At 34.4% G+C, this 26253-nt stretch carries 20 protein-coding genes and 1 riboswitch; of the genes, 17 read left to right on the forward strand and 3 right to left on the reverse strand.

Annotated features, from left to right (window positions below; translation table 11 throughout):
* Positions 1-25 precede the first annotated feature (25 nt).
* The gene (gshAB, locus tag KMP12_RS03145; RefSeq protein WP_215756291.1) at positions 26-2281 is read right to left on the reverse strand and encodes a bifunctional glutamate--cysteine ligase GshA/glutathione synthetase GshB; all 2256 of its coding nucleotides are present in this window, start codon (positions 2279-2281) and stop codon (positions 26-28) included.
* A gap of 210 nt (positions 2282-2491) precedes the next feature.
* On the opposite strand from gshAB, the gene murA reads away from it, so the two are divergent.
* The 5 genes from murA to KMP12_RS03170 all read left to right on the forward strand — a co-directional run bounded on the left by murA (position 2492) and on the right by KMP12_RS03170 (position 6887).
* Positions 2492-3760 (forward strand): UDP-N-acetylglucosamine 1-carboxyvinyltransferase, encoded by a 1269-nt coding sequence (gene murA / locus KMP12_RS03150; protein WP_215756292.1) that lies wholly within the window; start codon positions 2492-2494, stop codon positions 3758-3760.
* 10 nt (positions 3761-3770) lie between these two features.
* Positions 3771-3971 carry a DNA-directed RNA polymerase subunit beta gene (locus KMP12_RS03155; RefSeq protein WP_215756293.1) on the forward strand — a complete coding sequence of 67 codons (201 nt, stop codon included), beginning with the start codon at positions 3771-3773 and terminating at the stop codon, positions 3969-3971.
* A gap of 18 nt (positions 3972-3989) precedes the next feature.
* Positions 3990-4979, forward strand: a complete 990-nt coding sequence (pta, locus tag KMP12_RS03160; RefSeq protein ID WP_215756294.1) for a phosphate acetyltransferase — start codon at positions 3990-3992, stop codon at positions 4977-4979.
* Between the two features lie 51 nt (positions 4980-5030).
* Positions 5031-5136, forward strand: a riboswitch (SAM riboswitch).
* Between the two features lie 126 nt (positions 5137-5262).
* Positions 5263-6444 (forward strand): methionine adenosyltransferase, encoded by a 1182-nt coding sequence (gene metK / locus KMP12_RS03165; RefSeq protein WP_215756295.1) that lies wholly within the window; start codon positions 5263-5265, stop codon positions 6442-6444.
* A gap of 83 nt (positions 6445-6527) precedes the next feature.
* Positions 6528-6887 carry a truncated hemoglobin gene (locus KMP12_RS03170; protein WP_215756296.1) on the forward strand — a complete coding sequence of 120 codons (360 nt, stop codon included), beginning with the start codon at positions 6528-6530 and terminating at the stop codon, positions 6885-6887.
* Positions 6888-7224: 337 nt separating this feature from the next.
* Here the strand turns inward: KMP12_RS03170 and KMP12_RS03175 are convergent, their stop codons facing one another.
* The gene (locus KMP12_RS03175) at positions 7225-7554 is read right to left on the reverse strand and encodes a hypothetical protein (RefSeq protein ID WP_215756297.1); all 330 of its coding nucleotides are present in this window, start codon (positions 7552-7554) and stop codon (positions 7225-7227) included.
* A 225-nt stretch (positions 7555-7779) separates the two neighbouring features.
* Here KMP12_RS03175 and tig point away from each other — a divergent pair, with 225 nt between their 5' ends.
* The 7 genes from tig to lpdA all read left to right on the forward strand — a co-directional run bounded on the left by tig (position 7780) and on the right by lpdA (position 16035).
* Positions 7780-9054, forward strand: coding sequence for a trigger factor (gene tig / locus KMP12_RS03180; protein ID WP_215756298.1), 1275 nt, complete (start codon positions 7780-7782; stop codon positions 9052-9054).
* A 129-nt stretch (positions 9055-9183) separates the two neighbouring features.
* Positions 9184-10068 carry a GIY-YIG nuclease family protein gene (locus KMP12_RS03185; protein WP_215756299.1) on the forward strand — a complete coding sequence of 295 codons (885 nt, stop codon included), beginning with the start codon at positions 9184-9186 and terminating at the stop codon, positions 10066-10068.
* Positions 10069-10393: 325 nt separating this feature from the next.
* The gene (locus KMP12_RS07685) at positions 10394-10519 is read left to right on the forward strand and encodes a hypothetical protein (protein WP_256442614.1); all 126 of its coding nucleotides are present in this window, start codon (positions 10394-10396) and stop codon (positions 10517-10519) included.
* Positions 10520-11050: 531 nt separating this feature from the next.
* A complete protein-coding gene (locus KMP12_RS03190; RefSeq protein ID WP_215756300.1) occupies positions 11051-12031 on the forward strand; it encodes a thiamine pyrophosphate-dependent dehydrogenase E1 component subunit alpha in 981 nt (326 codons plus the stop codon).
* Positions 12032-12081: 50 nt separating this feature from the next.
* Positions 12082-13068 carry an alpha-ketoacid dehydrogenase subunit beta gene (locus KMP12_RS03195; RefSeq protein WP_215756301.1) on the forward strand — a complete coding sequence of 329 codons (987 nt, stop codon included), beginning with the start codon at positions 12082-12084 and terminating at the stop codon, positions 13066-13068.
* Between the two features lie 31 nt (positions 13069-13099).
* Positions 13100-14218, forward strand: coding sequence for a dihydrolipoamide acetyltransferase (locus KMP12_RS03200; RefSeq protein WP_252344680.1), 1119 nt, complete (start codon positions 13100-13102; stop codon positions 14216-14218).
* A 68-nt stretch (positions 14219-14286) separates the two neighbouring features.
* A complete protein-coding gene (gene lpdA, locus KMP12_RS03205; protein ID WP_215756302.1) occupies positions 14287-16035 on the forward strand; it encodes a dihydrolipoyl dehydrogenase in 1749 nt (582 codons plus the stop codon).
* Between the two features lie 547 nt (positions 16036-16582).
* Here lpdA and KMP12_RS07690 read toward each other — a convergent pair.
* On the reverse strand, positions 16583-16705 hold the full coding sequence (locus KMP12_RS07690; protein WP_256442615.1) for a hypothetical protein: 123 nt from the start codon (positions 16703-16705) through the stop codon (positions 16583-16585).
* Positions 16706-16907: 202 nt separating this feature from the next.
* On the opposite strand from KMP12_RS07690, the gene KMP12_RS03210 reads away from it, so the two are divergent.
* From KMP12_RS03210 to KMP12_RS03230, 5 genes are all read left to right on the forward strand, one after another.
* Positions 16908-18365: a S1C family serine protease gene (locus tag KMP12_RS03210; RefSeq protein WP_215756303.1), complete on the forward strand. Its 1458-nt coding sequence runs from the start codon at positions 16908-16910 to the stop codon at positions 18363-18365.
* Between the two features lie 196 nt (positions 18366-18561).
* On the forward strand, positions 18562-19440 hold the full coding sequence (galU, locus tag KMP12_RS03215; protein WP_215756304.1) for a UTP--glucose-1-phosphate uridylyltransferase GalU: 879 nt from the start codon (positions 18562-18564) through the stop codon (positions 19438-19440).
* 253 nt (positions 19441-19693) lie between these two features.
* Positions 19694-20155: an S-ribosylhomocysteine lyase gene (locus KMP12_RS03220; RefSeq protein ID WP_215756305.1), complete on the forward strand. Its 462-nt coding sequence runs from the start codon at positions 19694-19696 to the stop codon at positions 20153-20155.
* Positions 20156-20220: 65 nt separating this feature from the next.
* Positions 20221-21567, forward strand: a complete 1347-nt coding sequence (locus KMP12_RS03225; protein WP_215756306.1) for a glucose-6-phosphate isomerase — start codon at positions 20221-20223, stop codon at positions 21565-21567.
* A 255-nt stretch (positions 21568-21822) separates the two neighbouring features.
* A partial coding sequence (locus KMP12_RS03230; RefSeq protein WP_215756307.1) for a DUF1542 domain-containing protein occupies positions 21823-26253 on the forward strand: 4431 nt, incomplete at its 3' end.

The following is a 26253-nucleotide window of genomic DNA, read 5'->3' on the forward strand; positions in this document are numbered from 1 at the left end:
AAGCTAGAATTTCTAGCTTATTTTTTTAATATTTTTCAGGAAATAAGATTTTCAAAACCTCTTCTGTTAACCTATGACTTTTACCCTCTGCTGGAAAAATGTGCATCATCATCATGGGGTTGAAGTTGGCTTCAATAACACCGTAATTTTTATTTGTGGCAACAGTCTCTATATCTTCTATAATTAGGTCGACACCGCAAATTTTTGCCCCCATAGCTTGCGTTATTCCCACAGCTAAATTTTTATAACTTTCATCTACTCGGTCTGTCATATCGATAGAGTCGCCACCAGTAGAAATATTAGAGTTGGCACGGAGATAGGCAATTTTCCCCTCAGCCAAGATACTAGTAGCATTTAAACCTTGCTCTTTTAGCTGTAATAATTCTATATCTCCCAACTGAATTTTTTTCAGGGGAGAGGATAGCCCATCACCACGCAGAGAATTTTCATTTTTTTTAGCAACTAATTCAGCTATTGTCGACTTGCCGTTGCCAATAACATTGGCAGGTACTCTTAGCAAGACTGCTAGAGTTTTATCGCCAAGAACAAAAAATCTATATTCTGTTCCCTCGATAAATTCTTCTACCATTATTTCCTTGTCTTCTTTCAAGGCGATTGACAGAGCCTTTTCGTAGTCGTCTAAATTATTAATTCCATTTTTAAAAATTGTAATACCCAGACCAAAGTTTGTACTTTTTGGTTTTATGACTATGGCCTTGCCCCTAATTTTTTCAAATTCGCTTTTTGCCTTGTCGATACTATTGTACTGATAACTTTTTGGCACTCTGAAATTATTTTCTGCCAATATTTTTTTTGTAACGACCTTATTTTCCATAATTAAGGGAGAAATGTAGGTGTCGTATTTTGTCATATTGCCATTTTTTACATATTCAGTGTGCTTGCCGTATGAAAGTTTTAAAAATTGGTCTTGTTCATCGAGAATTTTTATGCTAATACCTTGTGCAATGGCATCACTCATCAAGGCTTGTGTTGATAGTTCCATATTAGAAAAGGCAGTTAGTGAATAATATTTTTCTAGTGCTTGATTTTTATATTCTATGGCTAACTTACTTCCTAGGTCTGCCATGCTCCCAACTTTTTCATATTCAAGCCATAGTTTACCACCAACAGTTAGTTTAGGATTGTAGATTTCTTTTATTTTATTTTCAACTAATTTCTTATCTTCTAAACTAAAGTTTGCATTTTCTATTATTTCTAACAAGTTATTTAATAAATATTCAGCTTCTTTTAAAAATATAGGAGATTTAAGTGGATTATCTAGGGCAATTTGTTCACTATAATTTTTTCCTATCTCGACAGAAGTTTTTTCATCTTCTTCATCTAACCATAATAAGAGCATGGCAAATAATTGAATAAAACGAATATCTTCTTCCTTAATACCATAAGGAGCAAATGGATTAATATCAAACAACCTAAATTCTAAATACTGGATTCCTTTTTTCTGCAAGTCAAGAACCTTACCCGCTCCTCTAAAACGAACGCTCGAATAAAATTCTTTTTCTGCAATAAGTTTACCCTCAGCTACAAACCCAGTTAAAGTTTTTGCATACTCTTCTATGGAAGCAAAAGAAACTTTGATACTTTCATCATTGACATAACCATATTTACTCGTTCTAAGACTTCGAACTATTTTTTTAGGATTTTTCAGTTTTGTAAAAAATTCATCTGGTGCTAGGGGACTAGCCCCGTAAAAATAAACTAGTAGCCACTGATAACGAATAAATTGTCTAGCTAATTTCATATACAGCTTATTGCGTAAAATATTTTCTTCTAATTTTGTTATCTCTACCAATCTATTTATAAAATCTTGGGAGAAACCAAAATTATAATGAATACCAGAAATCATTTGAATATATTTGCCATAAACACTAACCAAATATTCACGGTATTCAACATCTTCTTTTTTATCAAATTGAGCAACCTGTATATCTTCTTCTTTAGGAAGAATTGCCGGAATACTAAGCGGCCATATAAATTCATCTTGTGGCAATTTTCTCAATAAAACTTCGTGGATGGCACTAAGATATCTATATACTTCCCTGCTATTTTCTTCTGGAGATGTTATTAATTCAACCTGCGATTCTGCAAAATCTGTTTGAATGTAAGGGTGATTTTGTCTATTTCCTATATTTTTAGGGTGAGGAGTTTTTGCTATTTCTGCATTTTTGAGAACTCTTTGCCCCTCTTTTTCAATTCCGATTGTTGCTTCGTTAAATAAAGCGAATAAATCCTGTTCTTTTATTATTTCTTTAAAATTCAAAGTAACACTCTCTTTCTATATTATAGTATTATAGTTAATTTTATTTGCATTAATAATTTTAGCATAAAAATATTTTTAAGAGTATTAAAAAGAATTTTTTAATTTTTCTTGAAGATAGATTAGAAATTTTTATTTTAAAATAATATTTTGTATTATTATTGTAAATGTGTTATTATTATTTCGATATATTGTGTTAATGGAGGAAATATTTTGAATAAAATAGTAGTTAAAGGTGGGAGACCTTTAATGGGAGAGGTACAAATAGAAGGAGCAAAAAATGCAGTTTTGCCTATCGTAACTTCAGCTTTGCTAGCTACCGAAGGAACAAGTAAATTTTATAATGTACCAAATCTTTCAGATTTAAAAATAATAAGTAATCTCTTAGCTTCTATTGGAGTTAAGGTTATTTACGACCCACAAGCAAAAATTTTAGAAATAGACGCAAGAAATAATTTGAAACAAGAAGCATCTTTTGAATTTGTCAGTAAAATGCGAGCTTCATTTTTAGTGGCAGCCCCCATATTAGCAAGAGAAAAATTTGCTAAAGTTGCTATGCCTGGTGGTTGTGCAATAGGGAGTAGACCCATAGAACAACACTTAAAAGGTTTTGAATGCCTTGGTGCTGAAATTATCCAAGATGCTGGTTATGTAGAATTAAAAGCAGAAAATGGACTTAATGGAACAACAATTTTCTTTGACTTTCCCAGTGTCGGAGCAACGCAAAATGTTATCATGGCATCTTGCCTAGCAAAAGGAACAACAATTTTAGAAAACGCCGCACAAGAACCAGAAATTGGGGATATGATAGCCTTTCTAAAAAAAATGGGAGCAAAAATTAGTGGAGAAAATACACCACGCTTAGTAATAGAAGGTGTTGAAAAATTACATGGTGCAGAACATACAATAATGCCTGACAGGGTAGAAGCCGCTACCTACATGATAGCTACCGCCGCAACAAAAGGTAATGTCTTAGTCAGGGGAGCAAGATATGAAGATAATGTAGCCCTAGTAGCAAAAATGCGAGAAATGGGTATTGAAATAGAAGTTTTAGAAAATGCAATGCGTGTTCGTAATACTAAAGAATATCTAAAACCCATAGATGTAAAAACTCTACCTCATCCAGGATTTTTAACAGATATGCAATCTATTATCATGGTATTAAGCTTACTAGCCAAAGGAGTTTCTACAATCACAGAAACAATTTTTGAAAATAGATTTATGCACGTCGAAGAACTAAGAAGAATGAATGCAAAAATTCGTATAGAAGGACGCAGTGCCTTAATCGAAGGTTTAACAAAACTAGAGGGTACAAATGTTAAGGCTACCGACTTAAGAGCAGGTGCAGCACTTATAATTGCTGGTCTTATATCTCACGGTCAAACTACAATATCTCATATAGAGCATATAGATAGGGGCTATGTAGATATAGAAAATAAATTAAGGAAATTAGGAGCAGATATTGTTCGCATAGAAGAATAGGAGTGTTTTAATGGCTGAACTACATAAGAAAACACAAGAAATAAATAAATTTTTTATTAAGGTATTAAAAGTTATAAAATTTTTAATAATTTGCTTTGCAATACTTTATATAGGTGTTATAATAGGATATAGTGTGATAGGAAACGGACGCATAATCGATGCAATAGATTTAACAGCCGTAAAACACATAATAGATATAATAAAAAATTAAAAAAGGGAGTTATTTAAAATGGTAACAGCAAGAAAAGATTTGTTCGAAGAAATACAGGAAAAACTTGAAGGCAAAAAAGTTCGTATAGTTTTTCCAGAAGGGAATGATAAACGTATTCTTTCAGCGGCGGTAAGATTAAGTCTTACTACTCACCTTCAACCAGTTGTTCTGGGTAAACCAGAGGAACTAAAAGAATTAGGTAATTCATTATTCTTACAAACAAGTGGTTTAGAAATTATTGATCACCTTAACTATGACGAAATAGATGAAATGCTTGCAGCTTTTGTAGAACGCAGAGCAGGAAAAGTAACAGAAGAACAAGCAAGAGAATTATTAAAAGATGTAAACTACTTCGGTACAATGCTAGTATACATGAAAAAAGTTGCTGGTCTTGTATCGGGAGCAACACATTCAACAGGAGATACTGTTCGTCCAGCTCTTCAAATAATAAAAACAAAACCAGGAGTTAAACGTACTTCAGGAGCCTTTATTATGAGCCGTAACGCAACAAGATTTATATTTGCAGACTGTGCTATCAACCCAACTTTAGATGCAGAAGGTCTAGCAGAAGTTGCAGTAGAAAGTGCAAAAACAGCAAAAAGTTTTAACGTAACACCAAGAGTAGCCATGCTAAGTTTTTCTACACTAGGTTCAGCGTCAACACCAGACAGCCAAAAAGTAGCCGAAGCAACAAAATTATTTAGAGAAAAAGCACCAATAGTACCAGTAGTCGGAGAAATTCAATTTGACGCTGCCTTTGTACCAGGTGTTGCAAAATTAAAATGCCCAGATTCAGAAATTCAAGGGGACGCAAATGTTTATGTTTTCCCAAGTTTAGAAGCTGGAAATATCGGCTATAAAATTGCACAACGTCTTGGACAATTTGAAGCTATTGGACCAATCTTGCAAGGACTTAATGCACCTGTAAATGATTTATCTCGTGGTTGTGATGAAATAGATGTAATTAAACTTGCCCTAATTACAGCAGTGCAATCATTACAAGGTTAATTTTATTGACAAAAAAAATTTCATATAATAAAATATAAAAGATAAAAATAAAACTTATCAAGAGTGAGTGAGGGATAAGGCCCGATGAACTCCAGCAACCTAGTATAAAATACAAAGGTGCTAACCTAAGCAAAGTATTTACTTTGAACGATGAGAAAAAATTACTCCTTTCTCGGACGTTCGAGAAAGGAGTTTTTATTTTGTTAAAAAATAAAAAATAAAAAATAAAAAATAAAAAATAAAAAATAAAAAATAAAAAATAGATTAATAGCGAGGAAGAAAAATGGCAAAAACATATTTATTTACATCAGAATCAGTAACAGAAGGACACCCTGACAAAATAGCAGACCAAGTGTCTGATGCAGTTTTAGACGCGGTTTTAGCCCAAGACCCTTATGGTCGTGTTGCTTGCGAAACAGCAGTTAATACGGGACTTGCAGTTCTAATAGGAGAAATTTCAACAACAGCAAATGTAGATTTTCAAAAAGTTGTTCGTGATACGATAAATAATATCGGTTATAACGATGCGAGTAGTGGTTATTCAGGAGATGCAATATCAGTTTTAGTTGCACTCGATAAACAATCGCCAGATATAGCTCAGGGTGTTGATGACGCCATAGAAACTAGAGAAAATTCTATTAAAGAAGTTGGTGCAGGCGACCAGGGGCTAATGTTTGGTTTTGCAACCAATGAAACAGATTCTTATATACCCCTACCAATTCATCTAAGTCATAAATTATCAAAAAAACTTGCAGAAATTAGAAAAGACGGAACTTTATCTTACTTAAAACCAGACGGCAAGGTTCAAGTAACTGTCGAATATGATTTGAATAACAAGGCACAGAGAATTGACACTGTTGTTGTATCAACTCAACACGCCGAAGAAGTTAGTCAAGAACAAATTCATAAAGATATAAAAGAGTATGTAATAAAACCTTGTCTTGATGAAAGTTTACTTGATGAGAATACAAAATATTTTATCAATCCGACTGGACGATTTGTAATTGGTGGGCCAGTAGGGGACGCAGGCTTAACAGGACGTAAAATTATTGTAGACACTTATGGCGGTTACGCTCGCCATGGTGGTGGAGCTTTTAGTGGAAAAGATGCAACTAAGGTAGACCGTTCAGCAGCTTACATGGCAAGATACATTGCTAAAAATATTGTGGCTAGTGGTGTTTGCGACAAGGTAGAAGTTCAGCTGGCTTATGCCATAGGTGTAGCAAATCCAGTTTCTATTTTTATAGATTCATTTGGAAGTTCTAAAGTTGACGAGGGGGATATTGTAAAAGTTATTAAAGAAAACTTTAGTTTGACACCGAACGGAATTATAGAAACATTAAATTTACGTCGTCCCATTTTTAGTAAAACGGCAGCTTACGGACATTTTGGGCGTGACGATAAAGACTTTACTTGGGAAAAATTGGACAAGGTGCAAGTCTTTAAAAAATTACTTACTAAATAATTTTATAAAAGTTCTAAAACTTGACATAAATTTGCCATAATTTTATAATAAGAGCCAAAAATAAATATACTCGGGAGACTATGATGAATTTATACGACCAAATAGGCGATGAAAAAATTGATTTATTAATTGATATTCTATATGATGAAATAATTGCTAATGATGACAGAATAAATATTTTATTCCATAACGGTTTTGAAAAGGTAAAAATGGAACAAAAAAGATTTTTCAGAATGTACCTAGGTGCACCAGGAAATATTTTTTCCATGCCTAACTTAAAACAGAAGCATTACATATTTCCTATCTCGGCAAAGGAAGCACGTTACTGGGCAGAAGATTTTGAAAAGGCACTAGAAAAATTAGAATTAGATGAGACGCTAAAACAATTTTTAGCCCAAAAAATTCGCACACTAGCTAGTCAAATGATAAATACTCTAAAATAAGATTTAATAAGGTAATCAATATTTATAAATATAAATACTGTATCTATATTATAAAATTTTAGAAAAATAATAATTTTATTTTTGAGATATTAGAAAAAATATAATTATTTTAAATTTAGATATTAATATTTTGTGTTATAAGTTTATCCATATAAAAAAAGAGAACCGTCAGGTTCTCTTTTTATTGACTTGCAAAGATAAGGGCTTCATTGCAACTTAAATCACGCAAGAAAATATCAGCATCATTTGTTGAGATGTGTTTTAATTTTCAGTATTTCATCAAAATTTTAATTGTAATTAAAAAGCTTATGTATATAAGTACATAAGCTTAAATATATTATTTAGCTAAAATATAACAATTTATAAAACTTTCTATTATTTTTTTTATTTTGTAATCATTTTTTAAATTTGGAAATTTTTCTTTAGTTTTTTCTATTAATAATTCTTTATTTATTAAATGAATATCTTTAGATGAAATTTTTTCCGTAATATCTGCATACAACATAAATAAATCATCTGCTTGGTCTCTGTTTAATCCATTTTTCATACAAGCGAATGTAAAAGATGCTTCTTCATCGTATTTTGTATTAAGATATTCATTTATTTCCGTAATAATTCTAAAATTTAATGATGTGTCATTATATATTCTTTCAATAATTGGATCCATATATAATTTCTCCTACGCTAATAATTTTTTCTATCTTCATAGAAATAATTTTTCTTTTGAAAATAATTAAATATAGTATAACTTATTTTTTATGAAAAGTATATAAATTTATTAAATCATTGTAAAAAATTGACTTTTAAGAGCATATCATATATAATAATTCAAGAGTTTTCGGGAACTTTCCGAAATATTATTGATAAACGTATTTTTGGAGGAAAAAATTAAATGTCAGAAATTTTAAAAAAAGAAGATGGACAAGTAGTTGTTGCATTTTCATCATCAAGTGAAGAATTTAACAAGGCACTAGATGTAGCTTTTAAAAAAGTTGTAAAAAGAGTTAATGCACCTGGTTTTAGAAAAGGAAAATTACCAAGAAATGTATTTAACAAAATGTACGGAGAAGAATCTTTATACCAAGATGCAGTAGATTATTTATTGCCACCAGCATACCAAAAAGCTATTGAAGACTTAGAAGTTAATCCCTTAGCATTGCCAGAAATAGATGTTAAAGAAATTTCTAAAGAAAATGGTGTGTCATTTGAAGCTACTGTAACAGTAAGACCAAATGTAGAACTAGGTGAATATAAAAATCTAGGCCTAGAAAAAGAAAAAGTAGAAGTTACTGACGCTGATGTGGACGCTAGAATTGAACAAATCTTATCAAGACAAGCTGAATGGGAAATTAAAGAAACAGCTTCAGAAAATGGAGATATAGTAGTTATAGACTTCAAAGGATTTGTTGGCGATGAAGCATTTGAAGGTGGAGAAGCTAAGGGATACGAATTAGAATTAGGTTCAAATTCATTTATTCCTGGCTTTGAAGACCAACTTGTTGGCAAAGTTGCACCAGTTGATGTAGATGTAAATGTAACATTCCCAGAAAATTACCAAGTAGCAGACTTAGCAGGTAAAGACGCTAGATTTGAAGTTAAAATTCATGATGTAAAAGGGAAAAAATTACCAGAACTAACAGATGAATTTGTAAAAGACTTAACAAAAGATTTAACTGATAATGTAGCAGACTACAAAGTTAAACTTAAAGAAGAAATTACCTTAGAAAAAACTGACTCAGCAGAAAAAGCATACGCTGATGCAGTCTTAGCAAAAGTTGTAGAAAATGCTACAATTAAAGTGCCTGCTAAACTTATCGACCAAGAAGTAGAAGGAATGTACTCTAATTTCAAATCTAATCTTGAACGTCAAGGTCTATCAGTAGAACTTTATGAGCAATTTACAGGAAAAACTTCAACAGCTGTAAAAGATGAAATGAAAGAAGAGGCCGAAAGAAAAATCAAAACATCATTCGTTTTAGATGAAGTTTCAAAAGTAGAAAATATTGAAGTAACAGAAGAAGATGTAACTAAAGAAATTCAAACTTTAGCAGACGCACACTCAATGACACCAGAAGATGTTAAGAAAAATTTAGGAACAAACTTTGATATCAAATCAGAACTAATTATCAAAAAAACTGTTGAATTTTTAAATGAAAATAATAAGTAATTTTATAATTAGCTTAAAATAAATAAAATAGCGAGTCAGTTATGCTGGCTCGTTTTTGTTTTCTAGTAAACATTTTAAATTTTTTGCTATAATACTAGTATGTAATAATAAATTAAATGGAGAACTCATATGAATAAAAGTAAAAATTTTAATCTTTTTCTTATTGACGGCCAAGTTACGGGAAGAATAAAGTTTACCTTGTCTAATTGGACAGGTCTTGCCTATAAAATTCCGAGAGCCTATTTAGAAAAATGTAAAGAAAGACAAGATTTAAAACAAAGTGGAGTTTATTTTCTATTCGGTAAAAATGATAACGACGAGGTAGAAGTTTACATAGGTCAAGCAGGTATAAGAAAAAATGGTGAGGGGCTACTTTTCAGAGTGTTGGAACATTTAAAAGATGCTACATATTTTACTGAGGCTGTTATGCTTACAACGCAAAATAATTCTTTTGGTCCTACCGAAATAAGTTACCTAGAAAATAAGTTTACAAATATGGCAATTGAAACAGACAGGTATAAACTTAGAAATTCTAACGACCCAAATCCTGGCAACGTAACGGAAGAAAAAGAATCAGAACTCGAAGATTTTGTAGAATATTCAAAAATGGTTCTCGGGGTTTTAGGTTATAAAATATTTGTTCCCCTGCTTAAATCTGAAAAAGAACAAGAGCAGAATGAGATGGTTTTCTACCTATCAAGAAAAATTAAAAAATCTAATCAAACAATAGAAGCCCAGTGCATAAAAACAAATGAAGGTTTTGTCGTTTTAGCAGGAAGTATGATTGAAGATATAGATGCAAAATCAATTCCAGAAACAATTAAAGAATTGAGATTAAAGTGTAAAAATAATAATGAAATTGTAGGTGGAAAAATTACAAAAAATTATCTTTTCAATAGTCCCTCTTATGCCGCCTCTTTTGTTTTAGGTATTAATACTAACGGAAGAACAGATTGGAAAAACAAAGAGGGCATATCATTAAAAGAATTAGAAGAAAGAGAACTACAAGAATAATTTTTTGTAAAAATATTTCCTCAAGCTTCAATAACTTTATTTATAGAAAGAAATAATATATAGATTTAAAAAGTATTTTTAAAAATAAGTTAATAAATAAAGAAAAACTTTTAAAATATGTCTTTACTTATAGCGATAAAAAATATATAATAAATATTTCCATATTAAATGGAGAATTTTTTGTAAATATTAGAAAGAAAATGCTAAAAAATAAAGTATACATCTAGCAAAAGACTGAAAAAATCTTAAAAATAATAGCCTAGAAATTCCTCATAACCACATTGAATTTAAGGTTTTTGAGCATAAAACAGGTGATGAATATGTCTTGCTACATATCGAGGAAGCTAGGGGAGAATTTCTTGGAGCTATTATGGCAGAGTGTGAAAAAATATTATCCAATATAGCAGGATTTTCTTTTACTTTAATAAGCTACAATGAGGCTAAGGTTTAAATATTTATATAGACTATTAAAAAAATTTATTTGGAAAAATTTTCTAAAGTTCCATATTATTTGCACCTAAACAACCTCTATAAATAAGAACTTATTTAATAATGAACTCAACTAACTTAATTTAAAGAAAAGACTTATAAGAGAGTTTTAGGCCGGGTTATAAAAGAAGAGATAGGAAAAAATTATTAATGATACATTGATTAATAATACACCTTAGTAGACTTGCATAAATAGAATCTTGAAGATTCTTTCTGTTAAATAGCGAACAAACTCAGAAAATAGGCACATAAAAAAGATTTGCTAGAAATAATAATTTGATAATAAATAAGTATAGGTCTCTTAAAGTTGATTAGGAATATTTTATAAATTTAAGATTAAAGGCTATAATTCAAAATTGGATTTTTATTTAAAATAATAGCTTAAAATAAAAAATTAAAACGCTTTATTTTATTTTGTTGACATTTATAATTTTTATATGTATAATAAGATATCAAGTAAAGTATTTTATACATATAGTTATGGAGGTAATTTATGGTGAAAACATCAAAAGATTTGACAAAAAAAGAGCATTTAGAAATGTATGAACTGATGCTTCTTATGCGACACTTTGATATGGAATTGAGTAAGCTTTACTCACGTGGCTTAGTTCACGGCATGACTCACTATTCTGTAGGCGAAGAAGCAGCTAATGTGGGGGCTATTTATCCACTTAGAAAAGAAGACTTAATGTTTTCTAACCACCGCGGCCACGGCCAAACTATTGCTAAGGGTATAGAAATAGACAGAATGATGGCAGAAATATTAGGCAAGGCCACTGGGCAATGTAAGGGGCGTGGAGGCTCTATGCATATTTATGATATAGAAAATGGCAATATGGGCTGTAACGGTATCGTAGGAGGAGGACACGGTCTATCAACTGGAGCGGCTCTTACTCAAAAAATGAAAAAAACTGGTAACATTGTTATTTGCTGTATGGGAGATGGGGCTACCAACGAAGGAAGTTTCCACGAATGTTTAAATATGGCATCTAACTGGGATCTGCCGCTTATCTTCTATGTTATCAACAATAAATATGGTATATCAATGGCACAGGAAAGATGTATGCGTGTAGAAAAAATAACTGAACGTGCAGCATCATACAGAATTAAATCAGTATACATTGGAGATGGAAATGATGTTCTTGCAGTCTACGACGGAATACAAGAAGCAATCGAACATGTAAGAAGTGGAAAAGGGCCTGTTTTAGTAGAGGCTGTAACATATAGATGGTTTGGACATTCAGCTTCTGATGCAGGAAAATATCGTAGTCGTGAAGAAGTTGCAGAGTGGAAATTAAAAGACCCAAATGCAAAATATAGATCATACTTGTTAGAAAATGCAATTGCAACAGAAGATGAATTAGTTAAACTTGAGGAAGCATCGAAAGCTATTATTGACGACGCTGTGGAATTTGCAAAAGAATCACCATTTGCAGAACCAGAAATAGCATTTCAAGACAACTATGCAGACTAATTATAAATTGTTACAATTATTATAGAAATAATTTTAGGAGAAATATTGATATGACAAAACAAACTATGACAGTACGTGAAGCTATAAAAGAAGCAATGACTGCTGAAATGCGTGCTGATGAAACTGTATTTTTAATGGGTGAAGATGTGGGTATCTTTGGTGGGGACTTTGGAACTACCGTAGGTATGTTAGAAGAATTTGGTCCTGAAAGAGTACTAGATACACCCATTTCAGAAGCCGCTATTGCCGGCTCAGCCGCTGGGGCGGCTGCCACAGGCATGAGACCAATTATTGATATTACATTTATGGATTTTATAACAATAGCTATGGATGCTATTGTAAACCAAGCGGCACCGATGAGATATATGCTAGGTGGAGAAGTCCAGGTTCCTGTAGTTTATCGTTGTGCATCTGGTTCAGGTACGGGAGCCGCCGCTCAACATTGTAAAGCCTTAGAATCATGGTTTTGCCATATTCCAGGCTTAAAAGTAGTAGCACCGGGAACACCACAAGATATTTATTCAGTCTTGCGTGCATCAGTTCGTGATAACAACCCAGTTATCTACATAGAACCAAAAGCATTATTCGGACGCAAGGGTGAAGTTGATACAGATAAAGTTTATCAAATCGGTAAAGGGGAAATCAAACACGAAGGCAAGGATATAACCCTGGTATCTTGGGGACGCATGCTAGAACGCTCATTACAAGCCGCCCAAGAATTAGCTAAAGAAGGAATCGAAGTAGAAGTAGTCGATCCCATAACTTTGGTACCACTTGACACAGAAATAATTATTAAATCAGTTAAGAAAACTGGTAGATTAGCTATTTGTCATGATTCATTTAAGACGGGAGGTTTTGGAGGAGAAATATCAGCTCGTATTTCAGAAAGTGATGCCTTTGATTTCTTAGATAGTCCAATATATCGTCTTGCAGGTGCTGATACAAATATTCCATCAGCTAAAAATTTAGAAAAATTAGTAGTCCCTGATGTAGAAGATATTAAGGAAAAAATTAGAAAAGCAGTAAATAAGCAATAAAAATCTCTAACCAAAGGAAGTGAAAAAACAAATGGCAGTAGAAGGAATAATATCAAACATTGGCAGAGAAATGGAAGAAAGAGATGATTTGAAAGAAGTAGAAAAAACATATTATTCTGGTATTCGAGCTACTCCCGCCGCAAGAGCCTATGCAAGAGAAAAAGGAATAGATTTAACAAGAGTTGCAGGTACTGGAGCAAAAGGGCGTATTCACAAAGAAGATGTAGTTAATTATAAATTGCACGATAAGATTAAAATTTCTCCCCTAGCAGAAAGAATAGCAGAAGTAGAGGGAATTAATATTAAATCTATCGTGGGAACTGGTCCTAAAGGGAAGATAATGAAAGAGGACGTTCTTGCCCTTATTAATGGACTTAAGCAAGAAGTTCCAAAAGCAGAAGCTAAACCAGCACCTAAGCAGGAAGAAAAATTACCAAATGAAAACAAATGGGGGCCTGTGGAAACAGTTCCTATGTCTCCAATGCGTAAGGTTATATCTAAACGTATGAGTGAATCTTACTTCTCAGCACCAACATTTGTAGTAAATGTAGAAGTGGACATGGCAGAATTACTAGCTCTGCGTAAAAAAGTACTGGACACAATCCTAGCAGAAACAGGTAAAAAAGCCACAGTTACTGACTTTGTATCACTAGCAGTAATTAAATCACTAATGAAGCACCCTTACGTTAATGCCTCATTGTCAAAAGATGAAAAAGAAATGTACCTACACCACTATGTAAACCTATCAATAGCTGTTGGTATGGATAGTGGACTAGTAGTACCAGTAATCAAGGGTGCAGATAAGATGAGCCTAAAAGAATTAGTAGTAGCTTCAAAAGAAATTACAACTAAGGCACTTGAGGGTAGATTAAAACCAGATGAAATGGCAGATTCAACATTTACAATTTCTAACTTAGGAATGTATGGGGTTCATAGCTTTGTACCCATAATTAACCAGCCTAACACAGCTATCTTAGGAGTTTCAGCAACTCAGGAAAAACCAGTTGTAAGAAATGGTGAAATAGTAGTTAGACCAATAATGATGTTGACATTGACAGCTGACCATCGTGTAGTAGATGGATTAGAGGGGGCTAAATTCATGAAGACTCTAAAAGAAGCTATCGAAAATCCAATATCATTACTAATTTAAAATTAAGATAAACTCTATATAAATTTAAGAATATTTAATTGAAAATAAAAACAAAGGAAGTGTCAAAAATGGCAGTAGAAGTAATAATGCCAAAAGCCGGAAGCGAAATGGAAGAAGGCGAAATTGTACAATGGTTTAAACAAGAAGGAGATGAAGTAAAAGAGGGAGAAGTTCTTTTAGAAATCGTAACCGACAAGGTAAATATGGAAGTAGAGGCAGAAGCAAGTGGAACCCTACTTAAAATTTTACACAAGGCAGGAGAAATAGTACCCGTAGTAGAAACTATTGCATGGATTGGTAAGGCTGGCGAAGAAATTCCTGGCATGGCCTCTTCATCAACAGAAGCGGCTAAAGAAGTTATTGCAGAAGTTTCAGCCGATGTAAAAGTACCAACAACAGCCAAGGAAGAAATTCTACCACAAAGAGAGCGTCAAGGAGATTATGACGTTTGTGTTATCGGTGGGGGACCAGCTGGTTATGTGGCGGCTATCAAGGCGGCACAACTAGGAGGTAAAGTAGCCTTAGTAGAAAGTAGAGAACTAGGTGGAACATGCCTTAACCGTGGTTGTATCCCAACAAAAACATTCCTACACAATGCAGAAATTATAAATCATATTAAATCTGCCCGCGACCGTGGTATCAAACTTGTAAATGATGCTTTTTCTGTTGATATGCAAAAAACGGTTGAAGTTAAAAACAAAGTCTCTAAAACACTATCTGGAGGAGTTGCAGGTCTTCTTAAATCATACGGAGTTAAAGTATTCAACGGAGTAGGACGATTAACTGCTGATAAAAAAGTTCTTGTAAATGATACAGAAACTATCGACGCTGATAAAGTAATTCTAGCTGGTGGTTCTAAGGTTTCTCGTATTAATATTCCAGGTATGGACAATGAAAAAGTTTTAACAAGTGATGAAATTTTAGACATTACAGAATTACCATCAAGAATGGTAGTAATCGGTGGTGGAGTTATCGGTTCAGAATTAGGGCAAGCATTTGCTACATTCGGAACAAAAGTTACAATAGTAGAAATGGCCGACAGACTAATTGCTAATATGGACAAAGATGCATCGGCAGTATTAGAAAAACAATTTAAAAAACAAGGCATAGAAATCCTTACATCTTCTAAATTATTAGAAATTAAAGATAATGGTCCTGATTTAACAGTTAAGCTTGAAGGTAAGGCAGATATAGTGGCTGATAGAGTATTACTTTCAATAGGACGTCTTCCTGACAATGAATGTTTAGGCCAACTAGCTGATAAATTTGAAATGGAACGTGGCAGAGTTAAGGTTAATGAATACATGGAAACATCAGTAGAGGGTATCTATGCTCCAGGTGATATTAACGGAACTAAGATGCTTGCTCACTCAGCCTTCAAAATGGGAGAAGTTGCAGCTGAAAATGCAATGGGACACCGTAAAAAAATTGACCTAAAATCTACACCGGCGGCAATCTACACCCACCCAGAAATCGCCATGGTAGGTTTAACAGAAGACCAAGCTCGTCAAAAATACGACATTAAGGTTGGACGTTTCAACTTTGGAGCGAATGGTCGTTCCCTAGCATCTAATCAAGGTGAAGGCTTTGTTAAGGTAATTATGGATACAAAATACAGAGAAATTTTAGGTATTCATATTGCAGGTCCAGTCGCCGCTGAATTAATCAATGAAGGTTCTACACTAATCCAAACAGAAATGACTGTCGATGATGTTATGGACGTCATACACGGACATCCGACATATTCAGAAGCGCTATACGAAGCAATGGCTGACTGTATAGATATGTGTATCCATGCACCTAAAAAGAAAAAATAAGGACTAAAATATTAAATTTACCTATGCAGGTAAAACTTATACTAAGTCTTGAAAAAAAGACTTGACGGCTAAGCCAAAAAGATTTAGTTTGTCCAAGATATTAGAATTTCACAAAAGCCCTAAAACCAACTCCTATAAGAAATAATCCGTCAAACTAAGAAATTAAACTTGCTATAGTTCTCATCTTCTTCAAATAGGATTTTAGAACTATAAAATAAAAATCCAAAGTTAAGGCTTTGGATTTTTATTTTTTACTTGCTTATAGGCAAAGTAAAGTATTAGTAAAATAAAATACTGGCTGGGTCAATCAAGGAAACTGTATAAAAATTCAACATTTCTTAAGACATTAAGAAAAAACTATTTATTACTGGGTACTCGAATTAAAATTCCACTTGCAAAAAAGCTGTATTTCTTGCAAAAATTAAAAATGAAATAAAAATTATTAGGCTAAGTATAAAGAATACAGGTCTGTATACCTCCACATAAAAATTATCAGGTTTTGGAAAGGGCTTATAGTAGAAAAAAACTATGGCACTTAATATTAGAGCTAGGGAAATTCCATTTTTTCATTTTGATTACTTTTTAAAATATCCTTTACAAAAATAGCTAGCAAGCCAAAAGCCAAAGTAAAAATACTAAAAATAATACTGGCATGTTGATAATATTTCATCTTTTATCAAGCTCTAAGTTGCTCGTCAAAGTATATAAAAATAATTTTAGTAGACAGTAAAAAATAAAATAATTTTTTAATCATAACAGCCCATAATTTTTTTAATTATAACATTTAGAAAACTTAAAAACAATATAAATTAAAATTTAAGTTTTCTTTTAATTAAGCATGCTAGAATAAAAACATACAGGAGGTAACTTTTATGAACGATAATAAAAATACGGAAAATGAAGAACTAAATAATAATTCTGCTAGACCAGCTGACAATTTTGAAGCTACTAATCATAGCAAAGCAAACAATAAGGAAAATTTTGAAGCTACTAATCATGGCAAAGAAAATAACAAGGGAAATTTTGAAGCTACTAACCATGGCAAAGAAAGCAATAAGGGAAATTTTGAAGCTTATTCTTCTAAAGAAAATATAGAAAATAATATTTCTAAAGACTCTGCAAATAATCAGGCTAATTTTAATGAAGCAGTAAAAAATAAAAATAATGTAAATTTAAAATACGCCCTAATGTTTGCAACAGTTTTTGCCCTGGGAGGATTAAGTGTTTTTGGAGTCCAAGGCTTTATGCAGGGGGCTAAAATAGTCCAAATTTCCAAAGTTGCACCGTCAGCCCAAGAAGAAGCTAGCGAAACAACAAATATTAATGCCGTTTCCAAGTCTAAGGACGCCGTTGTGTCAGTAGTTAGTTATGCCAGCCCAAAAAATCTTTCCGGCCTGTCTAATATTATTGGAGATAAGGCCAAAAAAGGAGACTTGCAGGCCATAGCCAATGGTAGTGGAGTAATTTATAAAAAAGATGGTGCTTATGCCTATGTGGTAACCAATCATCACGTAATAAATGGAGCAGAAAAGGTGGATGTGGTACTAAGTGATGGGACAAGCGTCGGTGCTGAAATACTAGGTAGCGATATTTGGACAGACCTAACAGTTTTAAAAATTAGTGCCGAAAATGTTAAGGTCATAATGGCCTTTTCAAATAGTGATGAGGTGGCAGTCGGCCAAACAGCCCTAGCCATTGGTTCTCCCCTAGGCCTGTCCCTATCTAATTCGGTTACTCGAGGCATAGTTTCATCCAAGGAAAGACAAATACCCATTGACATAAACAATGACGGCTCTTACGACTGGTATCAAACGGTTATTCAAACTGACGCCGCCATAAATCCAGGCAATAGTGGTGGAGCCCTAATCAATAGTTCGGGAGAATTAATAGGAATAAATGAACTGAAAATTTCTAATGTAAGAGAGGGAATTAGTGCCGAGGGTATTGGTTTTGTAATTCCAGCAAATGAAGTGAAAATAATAGCTGAACAACTAGAAAAAAATGGTAAGGTTTCAAGACCAGCCCTGGGAGTACAGTTAGCATCCTTGTCAACAATAAATAAAAATTTAGCCGAAGAAAAATTAAATTATGACACCAGCAAAAAAGGCGTGGTAATAAAAAGTGTCGAAGCTGGAAGTGCGGCTGAAAAATCAAACTTGAAAGACTATGACATAATTACCAAAATTAATGACACCAATATAGAAAGCATAGCCGACCTTAGAAAATACTTATTCGAAAAAACAAAAATAGGGGAAACAATAAATATTACCTACTACCGTCAGGGTAAGGAATATCAAACTAAATTAACCCTGGCCAGGCTAGATCAATAAAAAATACACCTCAAATATTTGAGGTGTCTTTTTTAACCTCTTATTTTTAAGATTTTTACTGGCTAATAATTTTTAAAAAATCAAATAAAATCCTCACTTATTAGAAAAAGCAAGAAAATCTATTTTAAAATAAGTAAAAAAATGTTATAATTTTACTGAAACTAAAAGTTTAATATTAAAATGTAAAGGTGATGAAATGAAAAAAGTAAAAAAAGCAATTATACCAGCCGCAGGCTATGGAACAAGATTTTTACCAGCAACCAAGGCCCTACCCAAAGAAATGTTACCCATTATTAATAAGCCCACCATTCAATACATAGTTGAAGAAGCCGTGGCCGCTGGAATAGAAGACATAATTATAATAACTGGCAAACCCAAACGTGCCATAGAAGACCACTTTGATAAAAATTATGAACTCGAAGCAGAATTAGAACAAAAAGGCAAGTTAGACTTACTAGAAAAAGTTAGGCAGGCCTCTAATCTGGCTAATATTTATTACGTACGCCAAAAAGAAATGGCAGGTCTAGGCGATGCAATTTTAACTGCCAAAAGTTTTATTGGCGATGAAGCCTTTGCTGTTCTTTTAGGTGATGACATAGTAGTTAATGACGGTCTTACGGCAACAAAACAGTTAATTGAACAACATGAAAAAACGGGAACTTCTATTGTGGGCGTGCAAAGAGTAGCCGATGACGCAACCCACCGCTACGGAATTATCGACCCAGCAGGGGGGCGAGATAGACTCTATGAAGTTAATAGCTTCGTAGAAAAACCAGCGGCGGGTACTGCCCCCTCAAATCTAGCAATCCTGGGCAGATATTTACTAACCCCCGGCATCTTTAAACACTTAGAAAAAAGACAGGTGGGAGCTGGAGGGGAAATTCAACTCACAGACGCTATTCAAATGCTAAATAAAGAAGAAAAAGTCTTCGCCTACGACTTCGAGGGCAGACGTTATGACGTGGGCGAAACTGACGGTTTTGTAAAAACTACCATTGATTTTGCCCTGCAAAGTGAATTAAAAGATGATTTAGTCCTTTATCTAAGAGAAAAATTAGCAGAACTAGAAAAATAAGTTTATTCACTACTTTGAAACTAATAATTTATAAAATTAATATTTTTGCTAAAATATTTAGGTTCTCTATTTACTGCATACTCTTTTAAAAATAAATCTATCCACTATACCACATAAAAATTTAAGAATTATTAATAAGATAAATTATTTGTATATAATAAATATTTATTGTAAAATAAATTATTTGTATATAATAAATATTTATTGTAAAATAAATTATTAAATTATAAAAATATAATTTTACAGGTGAAAAATGGCAAAGGTAGAAAGTTTTGACTTAGACCACAATAAAGTAAAGGCTCCCTATGTAAGGCGTGCAGGCCTAGAACAACACGCCAGGGGCGTAAGCATAAGTAAATTTGATTTGAGATTTTTACAACCCAATAGGGCCAGCCTGCCCACAGCGGCCTTGCACAGCCTAGAGCATCTACTGGCAATAAATATGCGTGATTATTTGGAGGGGGTAATAGACATATCTCCAATGGGCTGCCGTACGGGCTTTTACATGATAACATGGGGCAGGCCGACTATCCAAGAAGTAAGAGATGCCCTGGTAAAGGTTTTAGAAATTGTAGAAAAAACAGAAACTCTTCCAGCAACCACGGTCAAAGAATGTGGAAATTTTAGGGACCATTCATTATTCGGAGCTAAAATTTATGCCAGGGAAGTTTTGGAAAAAGGAATTAGTTTAGACCCTTTCGAAAGAGTAATATAATATTACTAAAAATTAGATTTATAACTTACAAAATGACGATAAATATAACAAGCTAGGAGGATTATATGTATTTGAAATTTGATTATTCAAAAGCACGCAACTTTTTTACCCAAGAAGAAGTAAAAAACATGATGGACTATGTAAAAGTAGCCCACGCACAACTACACAATAAAAGCGGCCCAGGAAATGACTATCTAGGCTGGCTTGATTTACCAACAAATTACGACAAGGATGAATTTACAAGAATAAAAAAGGCTAGTCAAAAAATTATAAGGGATTCTGACGTCCTCGTGGTAATCGGTATTGGTGGTTCTTATCTCGGAGCAAGAGCAGCAATAGAAATGCTAAATGACAGTTTTTATAATTTTTATGCCAAGGAAAGAAAAAATCCCCAAATATTTTTTGCAGGCCATACAATTTCTTCTACCTACACCCAAGAATTACTTACCTACCTAAAAACAACGGGAAAAGATTTTTCTCTTAATGTTATTTCTAAATCTGGTACAACAACAGAACCAGCAATAGCCTTTAGGCTCTTTAAAGAACTACTAGAAGAAAAATACGGCAAAGAAGAAGCAAGGGGTAGAATATATGCAACCACGGACAAAAGTCGAGGAGCCTTAAAAACTTTGGCAGACAAGGAGGGCTATGAAACCTTTGTCGTGCCTGATGATGTGGGCGGACGTTTTACCGTCCTAACAGCAGTAGGCTTATTGCCAATAGCAGTTAGTGGACTAGATATCGACAAGATGATGGCTGGGGCCAAACTCGCCCAAGAAGAACTTGCAAATCCCGACTTGGCAAAAAATATTGCCTATCAATATGCAGTCATGAGAAATATTTTACAGCAAAAGGGCAAACTAATAGAATCCCTGGTTACCTACGAGCCGTCCATGGTCTATTTTAATGAATGGTGGAAACAACTCTACGGTGAGTCGGAGGGGAAAGACGGCAAGGCCCTCTATCCAGCAAGCCTTTGTTTTTCAACAGACCTCCACTCCATGGGTCAGTACATCCAAGAGGGGAAACGTATTTTACTAGAAACGGTTTTAAAGGTAAAAGCTCCCAGACTTGATTTCACCCTAAAAGCTGAAAAAGAGGACTTAGACGGCCTTAACTACCTGGCAGGCAAGACCATGGACCTTGTAAATACAAAAGCCTTTGAGGCGACCCTGCTAGCCCACACCGACGGAGGTGTGCCGAATTTTGTAATAGAATTACCAGACATGACAGAATTTACATTCGGCTATCTAGTCTACTTCTTTGAAGTGGCTGTTGCAATCTCTGGCTACATGCAGGGCTTAAACCCCTTCGACCAGCCAGGAGTCGAAGCCTACAAGAAAAACATGTTTGCCCTCTTAGGCAAACCAGGCTTTGAGGAATTGAAAAAAGACTTAGAAGACAGATTATAAAATTAAAATCTAGGACTTAAAATAAATTTTCATAGCAGATTATATAAATCGCAGTTTTTCGAAAAAACAAAAAAACGTTCTAAAAACTAGGATTTTTAGAACGGATATATATAATTTAATTTTGTATGAATTAAAGGTAAAAAACCTTATTTTATTATCTTTATTTTGGAAAACAAAGTATATATAGATAATAACATAAGCGTTCTAAAAATCCTAGTTTTTAGAACAAATTAAAATATTACAAGGAGAAAAAATATGTATCACAAGAAAAAAGACAGGTTTTCAATACGTAAATTCAAGATAGGAGTAGGTTCAATTTTCCTTGGTTCTTTCCTTTTAGTTACGCCACAAGTTTTTGCCAGTGAAAAGGAAAATCCAGATACCCTGACAAGTGTCCAACCCCTAGCAGAAGCAAGTGGTTTAGAAAATCCAACAAGCCCAAAAGCAGGTAAGACAAGAGCTAAAGAGGATAAGAAAGAGGACAAACAAGAAGATAAGGAAAAAGCAAGCGCCCAGCCAAGTGGGGCAGAAGCCAAGACAGGAGACCAGGACTTAGAAAAGGGGGAGAGTCTGAAGCCAGCTGGACAAAAAAGCCCAGCCAATTTAGGCTCTGAAAATAAAAAAGCTGAAGATAGAGAAGCGACAGAAGAAAAAACAGAGGAAAAAGCAGAAGAAAAAGAGAGGCACATTACCATTGAAGACTTCAAAAACATGGCGCCTGAAGACTTAAAAAAGCTGACATTTAAAGACTTCGAAGACCTAAAACCTAGCCAAGAAGTGGTAGACAGCCTATCAGACGAGCAAAAAAAAGCCCTGCAAGAATCTGAAGCCTACCAGGAATACAAAAAGGCAAGCAAGCCCCTAAGAAGGACTAGAAGGGCTGCTCAAAGCAACAGACAAGCCAACCAAACGGGACTTATATCCGTACCCAACAAAGACATAAACAAAGACGGAATCTGGTCCAACTTCGCCAATGAAAATGATGCAAGAAATGACATAAAACTAGAATATAAATTTGGGGGGAGAAATAATAGTGATAAAAGTAAAATAGTTGTTACGGCAACCTATAATTCTGGTCATGTAAGAACCAGGCTGGGTAATGCTGCAACCTACTACCTAACAGTACCAGAACTAGTAACTAATGTTACTAGCGTAGGCTATTTCGGTTATAGAGAGGGATCTTCATCTTTAGCCGCTACTGCAGGTGGTACGGGAAGCTATACATCTTTAAAAGACTGGGTATCTGATACGGATAAAAGCCACCTATTGCATGCTGAAAGAACAGACGGCTACCCAACTGGTAAATCCTACGTGGAAAAAGGACAAGTCGGGGCAGGTAGATTTACAGGCCGCTTTAATGATAGATATGTAAATGTGCTAGATGGTTTATTACAAAGTGGTGGATATAAATCGGTGCAAGAGAAAGCAGATAGGATAAAAGATAAGACTAGGGCAATAGTATCCTTTGAAACAGAAGCTAACAACTATGAATACCAACTAACTTATACAGCTGACCTAAAAAATCCCATAGACAGCCTTGATGAGTTGGACTTTCTTGCAGGATATAAGACTTACGAAGGCGACCAGGATAGATACGGTATAGCCTACCTAAAAGAAGGGGTAGAAAAACCCCCAGCACCCCCAGCCAAAAAAGAACCCCTAGCTATCCATTTAAGTAATAATAATAATAAGTTAATCTTTTGGGAAAAAGAACCGACAAAAGAAGATATAGATATAGCAGATTTTGATGGGGATGTAGATCGGGTATTAGTTCTTGACCCAGCTACAGGACAAGATGTCAATCAGAGTGGAACTTCGGGAGTTAGACTAAAATTTGGATATGATAAGACTAGAAAAAAACTTACTTTAAAAGCTGGTTCGATAGTTTCCGAACTAGCAGATACTAATACTGGTCGTGCAGTACAAACAAAAGATTTCACACTTAGGATAACTGGTAAGGGTCAAAATGCTAATGAAAATGCTGAAGAAACTATTACCGTAGCAACGGCAAAACTAAATAAAGGTACTAAATTTGAATATAATGAGGGAAATTCTCCTTTCGGTTTATCACAAGTCTTAAAAGATCTTCTTGTGCCAGCTTACTCTGGATACAAAGAAGATGGAAGTGAAGCTGATGATATACCAATTCAGGCTCTGGGTAGCGGAATAGAAGAAGTAAAAAGAAATGGTAGAAAATTAAATATTTCACCTTCTTCGATTAAAGACCTACCAGACGAAAGAGGGCTGAAAATAAAATTAGAAGTCAAAACACTTACTGGTGCAACAACTGTTGTTGATGTAACAGTAAATAGATTAGCCAAAGAAGCAGCCAAGACAAGATTAGATAAGATAGCAGAAGATACAAAAAGGGAGATACAAGACAATAGAACCCTAACATCTCAAGAGAAAACTTCCAAACAAAATGAGGTGGATACAAAACTACAAGAAGCAAAAAGGAATATAGATAGAGCATCTTCAGTAAGAGGTGTGGATGCTGCTGAACAAGCAGGAAAAGAAGCAATAAGAGCGATAGTAGGGGATTCTAAAGTAAAAATTGCTGCAAGAGATGAAATAGATAGAGTCGCAAGAGAAAGAAAAACAGTAATAGAAAACAAGCAAGACCCAGGCGACAACCTAACAGAAGATGAAAGAAGAGAAAAACTAGCAGAAGTAGACGATCTAGCAAGTCAAGCAAAATCCAATATTACCTCTGCAAGAGAAGATCAAGATGTAGAAATTGCCAAAGAAACAGGAACTCAAGCCATAAACGCTGTCTCAACAAGATCACCTAAAAAGATGCAAGCATCAGCAGACCTAAATCAAGCCAAAACAGATGCATACACTGCAATAGGTGGATACGGACACCTAAGCCCAGAGCAAACAAGAGCGGCCAAACAAGAAGTAGACCGAGCAGTAGCTGATGCAATAGCAGCTGCAAATGACGCAACAACAAACAACCAAGTAGACAATGCAATACAAAAAGGAACAAAAAAAGTAGAGCTAGCCAAAGCAAAAGCAGAAGCAATAGATGGAATCTTAGCAAGAGTAGAAGCAGAAAATGCTCTAATAGACAATGAAGCAGGGCTAACTCCCGAGCAAAAACGATTAGCAAAAGCAGAAGTAAAAAAAGAAGCAGACAAAGTAATAGCGTCAGTAAACGGAGTAACATATAATGATGCTGATCCTACACGTGACTATGTAGTAGATGTAACAAGCTTTAAAACAGCAGGATTAGAAGACGTTGGGCTGAAAAAAGCAAAAGAAGTAGCTAAAAAACACCTGGACAACAAACTAGCTGAAAAAACAGCTGAAATAAACGGACCAAACTCAAACCTAACAACTTCAGAAAAACGAGTTGCAGTAGCAGAGGCAGAAAGGCTAAAAACTGAGGCAAGCAGTGCAATAGATGGAATAACTGACGTAAACCAAATACCACAAGCCCAAACAACAGGAGAAAACAACATAGCTGGTGTAAGTAGCACAAACTCACCATCAAAAGCAGCCGCAATAGAAGAAGTAGAACTAGCCAGATCAAACGCCAAAGCAGCAATTGAGCAAAATAACCACCTAAGCCCAGAACAGCAGCAAGCAGCCAAAGACGAAGTAGACCAAGCAGCAACTGATGCAATAAGAGACATCAACGCTGCAACAGACAACAACGGAATAAACACAGCCAAAGCAAGCGGCTTAACAGGAATAGACCTAGCCAAAACAAAAGCAGATGCAATAGATGCAGTAGAGGCAGCAGTAGAAGCAGCACAAGCAGATATAGACGGTGATGATCTCTTAAATACTGCTGAAAAAGCAGAAGTCCTAAATGCAGTAAAAGCAGAAGCAGCAAGAGTAGTAAATAGCATAAAAGCTCAAACAGACAAAAATAATATACCAGATGTAAAAGATGCAGGAATAGAAGATATTGTACTGAAAAAAGCAAAAGAATTAGCTAAAAAACGTGTAGAAAAAACAGCAGCAAACAAAGAACAAGCAATAACAAACTCAAAAATGACAGAAAGCGAAAAACAAGATGCAATAAGAGACGTAAGACAAGCTAAACAAGATGCAATAGATGCAATAGATGCAATAGATAATACACATACAAACACTGAAGGTGCAGCTAAACAAGCAGGACAACAAGGTGAAACAAACATAAACAACGTCTCAACAGAATCAAGAGCAAAAACAGATGCTAAAAATGCAATAGATCAAAGAAAAACTGCCAAACTAGGAGATATAGACGGTCCAGGAAACAACCAAACAGCTGAAGAAAAAGCAGCGACAAAAGCAGAAGTAGAAAGACTGGCAAGAGAGGCAAAAGCCAATATCGACGCTGCAACTACAGACCAAGCTGTATTAGATGCTCAAAGAGATGGAACAAGAGTTATAGAAGGCGTTCCAACAAACTCAGCTAAAAAAGACACAGCAGTACAAGAACTAGGACAAGCCCAAACAGATGCAGACACTGAAATAGACGGCAAAGCTGCCCTAAGTCAACAAGACAAAGATACAGCCAAACAAAAAGTACAAGATGCAACAAATGCAGCAATAAGAGCAGCAGGGGATGCAACAACAGATGCAGACTTAAACACAGCAAAAACAACAGGAACAGACAAAGTAAATGCAATAAAAGCCCTGGCAGAAAAACAAAACGAAGTCAATGAAGCAATAAACAACAACCCAGACCTAAGA

Source organism: Gemella sp. zg-1178 (assembly GCF_018790995.1).
Lineage (GTDB): Bacteria > Bacillota > Bacilli > Staphylococcales > Gemellaceae > Gemelliphila.

What these genes read in the sequence shown, in the direction of transcription:
- KMP12_RS03155 (WP_215756293.1), top strand. Translation starts at nt 3,771, where the DNA reads ATGGCTGAACTACATAAGAAAACACAAGAAATAAATAAATTTTTTATT.
- pta (WP_215756294.1), top strand. Translation starts at nt 3,990, where the DNA reads ATGGTAACAGCAAGAAAAGATTTGTTCGAAGAAATACAGGAAAAACTT.
- metK (WP_215756295.1), top strand. Translation starts at nt 5,263, where the DNA reads ATGGCAAAAACATATTTATTTACATCAGAATCAGTAACAGAAGGACAC.
- KMP12_RS03170 (WP_215756296.1), top strand. Translation starts at nt 6,528, where the DNA reads ATGAATTTATACGACCAAATAGGCGATGAAAAAATTGATTTATTAATT.
- KMP12_RS03175 (WP_215756297.1), bottom strand. Translation starts at nt 7,554, where the DNA reads ATGGATCCAATTATTGAAAGAATATATAATGACACATCATTAAATTTT.
- tig (WP_215756298.1), top strand. Translation starts at nt 7,780, where the DNA reads ATGTCAGAAATTTTAAAAAAAGAAGATGGACAAGTAGTTGTTGCATTT.
- KMP12_RS03185 (WP_215756299.1), top strand. Translation starts at nt 9,184, where the DNA reads ATGAATAAAAGTAAAAATTTTAATCTTTTTCTTATTGACGGCCAAGTT.
- KMP12_RS03190 (WP_215756300.1), top strand. Translation starts at nt 11,051, where the DNA reads ATGGTGAAAACATCAAAAGATTTGACAAAAAAAGAGCATTTAGAAATG.
- KMP12_RS03195 (WP_215756301.1), top strand. Translation starts at nt 12,082, where the DNA reads ATGACAAAACAAACTATGACAGTACGTGAAGCTATAAAAGAAGCAATG.
- KMP12_RS03200 (WP_252344680.1), top strand. Translation starts at nt 13,100, where the DNA reads ATGGCAGTAGAAGGAATAATATCAAACATTGGCAGAGAAATGGAAGAA.
- lpdA (WP_215756302.1), top strand. Translation starts at nt 14,287, where the DNA reads ATGGCAGTAGAAGTAATAATGCCAAAAGCCGGAAGCGAAATGGAAGAA.
- KMP12_RS07690 (WP_256442615.1), bottom strand. Translation starts at nt 16,705, where the DNA reads ATGAAATATTATCAACATGCCAGTATTATTTTTAGTATTTTTACTTTG.
- KMP12_RS03210 (WP_215756303.1), top strand. Translation starts at nt 16,908, where the DNA reads ATGAACGATAATAAAAATACGGAAAATGAAGAACTAAATAATAATTCT.
- galU (WP_215756304.1), top strand. Translation starts at nt 18,562, where the DNA reads ATGAAAAAAGTAAAAAAAGCAATTATACCAGCCGCAGGCTATGGAACA.
- KMP12_RS03220 (WP_215756305.1), top strand. Translation starts at nt 19,694, where the DNA reads ATGGCAAAGGTAGAAAGTTTTGACTTAGACCACAATAAAGTAAAGGCT.
- KMP12_RS03225 (WP_215756306.1), top strand. Translation starts at nt 20,221, where the DNA reads ATGTATTTGAAATTTGATTATTCAAAAGCACGCAACTTTTTTACCCAA.